Source organism: Achromobacter sp., from assembly GCF_036567245.1.
Taxonomy (GTDB): Bacteria; Pseudomonadota; Gammaproteobacteria; order Burkholderiales; family Burkholderiaceae_B; genus Achromobacter.
In genome coordinates, this window is sequence record NZ_DATCUY010000170.1 from 1 (window position 1) to 4,589 (window position 4,589).

Consider the following 4,589-nt stretch of genomic DNA (forward strand, 5'->3'; position numbering starts at 1 on the left):
TGGCCCGCACTGGTCGACCAGGCCGGCAGATGATGGGCGGTCCAGGGCACGACTTCAGCCGCCGCAATCAGCAGCGGCGCCTGCAGGATTTCCCAGGAAATTTCACCATCCGAAACGCCCGCCTGGCGGTAGACCGCCAGATAGACTTCGTTCATGCGGGCATCCAGCGCCACCACGATCGCGTGCGCAGGCGTGGCCTCCACCTGTGCGGCGACCGCCTGATGAGAGACAATGGGAAGTACCGGGATGCCCAGGCCCAGGCCCATGCCCTGAGCCACTCCGCAGGCCACCCGCAGGCCGGTGAATCCGCCCGGACCCTGGCCAAAAGCCACCGCGTGCAAGGCGGCAGGCGCCAGTCCGGACTCCGCCAGCAGCTCGTTGGCCATGGGCAAGAGCCGTTCCGCGTGCTCCTGGGAACCTTCATGTTCCCTGACGCTGACCTCCAGGCGGCCATCGACCGCCCGCAACAGGGCCACCCCGCAACGGGACGAAGAGGTTTCCAAAGCCAGCAGGTTTAGTTCCATAGATGCAGATTGTACGAAATACGTGAGTCTGCCCCCGGTTATCAGGCTGATGTCTGGGGGATTTCAACCATGGTTCGCAATGTGTAATATCTTGTGAACGCCCACTAGCCGCTGGTTCTCGCCACTGTTACATTTCCGGCCATGAATACGCAAAACACCACTCCCACCCGAAAAATCCTCGTCGTCGACGATGATCCGCGCTTGCGCGATTTGCTGCGTCGGTATTTATCCGAGCAGGGATTCAACGTTTTCGTTGCCGAAGACGCCAAAGAGATGGGCAAACTCTGGCAACGCGAGCACTTCGACCTGCTCGTGCTGGATCTGATGCTGCCTGGAGAAGATGGCCTGTCCATCTGTCGCCGGCTGCGCGGTGGTCACGACAACACCCCGATCATCATGCTGACGGCCAAGGCGGAAGAAATCGACCGCATCGTCGGCCTGGAAATGGGCGCGGACGATTACCTGTCCAAGCCGTTCAACCCCCGGGAACTGCTGGCGCGGATCAACGCGATCCTGCGCCGCCGCGGCACCGAGGAACATCCCGGCGCCCCCAGCCAGGAAAACGAATCCATCGCCTTCGGCCCCTACACGCTGAACCTGTCCACCCGCACGCTCACGCGCAACGGCGAACAGGTGCCCATCACCACCGGCGAATTCTCGGTGCTGAAGGTGTTCGCCCGTCATCCCAAGATCCCGCTGTCTCGCGACAAGCTCATGGAACTGGCACGCGGCCGCGAATACGAAGCCTTCGATCGCAGCCTGGACGTGCAAATCTCGCGCCTGCGCAAGCTGATCGAACCGAACCCGTCCAAGCCCGTATTCATCCAGACCGTCTGGGGTCTCGGATACGTGTTTGTGCCGGACGGTGGTAGCTGACCGACTCGCCCGCCCCGGGCAGGAGCGCAGCCTCGTGCCCCGCTTGCGCAGAACCTTCAGGAACCTGACATCACGTTTGCGGCTCGGCTTGTTCGGCCGCACGTTCCTGTTGCTCGCCGCGCTGATGCTCGTCTCCCTGGGCGCGTGGCTACAAGTCTTCTTCAGCATGGAGCTGGGACCGCGCGCCAATCAAATGGCGCAGCGGGTGATCACGGCCGTCAATATCACGCGCACCGCGCTGATCTATTCGCACAACGACGAACGCAGCAAGCTCCTGCTGGACCTGGCCACCAACGAAGGCATCCAGGTCTATCCGCGCGAGGTCACCGACTTCGCCGAAGCCCTGCCCGACGACGACTACTGGCAACGCGTTGCCCAGCACATCCGCACGCGCTTCGGCCCGGAAACGCAGATAGCCTGGGGCGTTAACCAGGTACCGGGCTTCTGGGTCAGTTTCCAGATAGAAAAGGACCTTTACTGGCTGGTGTTCGAGCGCGAGCAGATCGGCCTGACGGGCGGGATCGAATGGCTGGGCTGGGGCGCCACGGCGCTGCTGCTGTCCCTGGTGGGCGCGGCGGTCAGCGTGGGCTTCGTCAACCGGCCGCTGTCGCGCCTGGCCAGGGCGGCCCAGGTGCTGTCGCGGGGAGAAACCCCCGCTGCACTGCCCGAACAGGGGCCGCTGGAGATCCGCGACCTGAACGCCTCGTTCAACCGCATGGCCAAGGACCTGAGACAGGCCGAGGCCGACCGCGAACTGATGTTGGCCGGGATCTCGCACGACCTGCGCACGCCGCTGGCGCGCATGCGCTTGGAGATCGAATTGAGCGGGGTGTCCGAGGATGCCCGCCAGGCCATCGACGAAGACCTGGGCCAGATCGACCACAGCATCGGCCAATTGATGGAGTACGCGCGCCCCGCCGGCACGCTGCCGCAATTGGCCACGGACATCTCGGCGGTGCTGGCGGAGCTTTACGAACGCGAACGCAGCCACACCGCATCCCTGGGCGGAGAGCTGGACGCCACGCTGGAACCCGGCCTGCGCGCCCGCATCACGGCGCTGGACCTCAAGCGCGTGGTCAGCAACCTGATCGAGAACGCCCGCCGCTACGGCCGTTCCAGCGACGGCATGGCGCATCTCGTCATGACACTGCAAGCTGAGGGCTCCATGATCGTGATCGAGGTGTCCGATCGCGGTCCCGGCATCGCCCCCGAGGATGTCGACCGCCTGCTGCGGCCGTTCTCGCGCGGAGAGGCGGCGCGCACCGGCGTCAGCGGCGCGGGGCTGGGCCTGGCCATCGTCGAACGCCTGCTCAAGCACGTCGGCGGCTCACTGCGCATGCTGCCGCGCGAAGGCGGCGGCCTGACCGCAAGGATAGAGTTGCCCAAAGCGAAGTTTAGGAATTATCAATTAGACAACGATAATCCATAGCGTAGAATTTATGGTTTGAGGCACAGCCTTAATTCCACCAACAACTGGGAGTAAACATGAAAACTGTTGGCGACAAACTCGAGCCCTTCAAGGTCACCGGCGTCAAGCCCGGCTTCAACCAGCACGAAGAAAACGGCGTGTCGGCGTTTGAAGACATCACCGAAAGCTCGTTCCCCGGCAAGTGGAAGGTCATCTACTTCTACCCGAAAGACTTCACGTTTGTTTGCCCGACCGAAATCGTCGGCTTCAACAAGCTGGCCAAGGATTTCGAAGACCGCGACGCCGTCCTGCTGGGCGGTTCGAGCGACAACGAATTCGTCAAGCTGGCCTGGCGCCGTGAGCACCCGGACCTGAACAAGCTGGGTCACTACCAATTCGGCGACACCACCGGCGCCCTGATCGACCAGCTGGGCGTGCGCGAAAAGGGTGCTGGCGTTGCCCTGCGCGCCACCTTCATCGTTGATCCGGACAACACGATCCAGCACGTTTCGGTGAACAACCTGAACGTCGGCCGTAACCCGGAAGAAGTTCTGCGTCTGCTCGACGGTCTGCAAACCGACGAGCTGTGCCCGTGCAACCGTACGGTTGGCGGCGCCACGCTGTAATTTCCAGCCCGGCCCGGGATCCGCTTGCGGGTCCTGCGCTGGGCTTTAACTGCTCTAGATTATAGGTAAAAGCTATGGAATTTCTTACGACCATTAAGGAACAGCTGCCGGATTGGGCCAAGGATATCCGCCTGAATCTGGACGCCGTGATCGCCCGTTCGACCCTGGCTCCTGAAGATGCCGTCGGCGCCGCCCTGTCCGCCGCCTACGCCGCGCGCAGCCCGGTGCTGGTCGAAGCCTTCAAGAGCGGCCTGTCGGAAGGCGACGCCAACGCCGCGCTGACGGCATCGGCCCTCATGGGCATGAACAACACTTGGTATCCCTACGTGGAAATGACTGGCGACGCCCAGTTGAAGAGCCTGCCGGCCCAATTGCGCATGAACGCCTACGCCACCCACGGCGGCGTGGAGAAGAAGCGCTTCGAGCTCTTCGCGCTGGTGGCCTCCATCATCGGCAAGTGCCATTTCTGCGTGGCTTCGCACTACGAGAACCTGAAGAACGACGGCCTGTCGACCGAACAGCTGCGTGACGCCGGCCGCATCGCCGCCGTGGTCAACGCCGCCGCCCTGGCGCTGGCGGCTCAGGGCAAGTAAACGACTCCGCGCAATAAAAAACCCGCCTGCGATACATGCGCAGGCGGGTTTTTTTTGTGCAGGGCCGTCGATCGATTATTTCTTCGGCATGCTCGACGTGGTGGGCAGGCCGTTCGCGGCCCAGGCCTCGACGCCGCCGCGGTACCAGTACACGGTCCAGCCCAGCGTGCCGGCGCGCAGCGCCGCGTTGTAGGCGGAACGATCATTCATGCCAGCGCCCAGGATCACGACGGGCGCCTTGCGATCGCCGCCGTTGTTCTTCAACAGCCAGGCGTCGAAGCCTTGTTGCAGGTGATCCGTGACGCTGCCATCCGAACCCGCATCCGCCAGCGGATAGCCGATGGGCACCGTGTCGCGCAGTCCGCTGGTGTCGACGATCAGGAGATTCTTGTCCTTCTTGATCATCCCGACCAGATCGGCGGTCGTGATCACCTGGGCACGGTAGATCTTGTTGGGCGTCGGCCCCTTGTACGGCGCGGTGAACAGCATGGTCGTGGCCGGCACGCCAAAGTCTTTCAGTTCGTCGATGGCGCTGGCAGGCAGGCCCTGCCCCGGCGCCGGC

General features: G+C 63.4%; 6 protein-coding genes. 4 read left to right on the top strand and 2 right to left on the bottom strand.

The genetic code is table 11. The features are described from left to right. Positions 1-524, bottom strand: a 524-nt coding sequence (gene tsaB / locus VIR09_RS07250; protein ID WP_332012265.1) for a tRNA (adenosine(37)-N6)-threonylcarbamoyltransferase complex dimerization subunit type 1 TsaB, incomplete at its 3' end; no start/stop codon positions are given. A 141-nt stretch (positions 525-665) separates the two neighbouring features. On the opposite strand from tsaB, the gene ompR reads away from it, so the two are divergent. From ompR to VIR09_RS07270, 4 genes are all read left to right on the top strand, one after another. After that, complete coding sequence (gene ompR, locus VIR09_RS07255) at positions 666-1,400, top strand: two-component system response regulator OmpR (protein ID WP_013392162.1); 735 nt, start codon at positions 666-668, stop codon at positions 1,398-1,400. A gap of 34 nt (positions 1,401-1,434) precedes the next feature. Next, positions 1,435-2,829, top strand: a complete 1,395-nt coding sequence (locus VIR09_RS07260; RefSeq protein ID WP_332012266.1) for an ATP-binding protein — start codon at positions 1,435-1,437, stop codon at positions 2,827-2,829. A gap of 56 nt (positions 2,830-2,885) precedes the next feature. Beyond that, positions 2,886-3,434, top strand: a complete 549-nt coding sequence (locus tag VIR09_RS07265; protein WP_006389231.1) for a peroxiredoxin — start codon at positions 2,886-2,888, stop codon at positions 3,432-3,434. A 74-nt stretch (positions 3,435-3,508) separates the two neighbouring features. Then, a complete protein-coding gene (locus tag VIR09_RS07270) occupies positions 3,509-4,027 on the top strand; it encodes a carboxymuconolactone decarboxylase family protein (RefSeq protein WP_042796792.1) in 519 nt (172 codons plus the stop codon). 75 nt (positions 4,028-4,102) lie between these two features. Here VIR09_RS07270 and VIR09_RS07275 read toward each other — a convergent pair. Continuing rightward, positions 4,103-4,589: rhodanese-like domain-containing protein (locus VIR09_RS07275; protein WP_332012267.1), on the bottom strand; the 487-nt coding region annotated here is incomplete at its 5' end.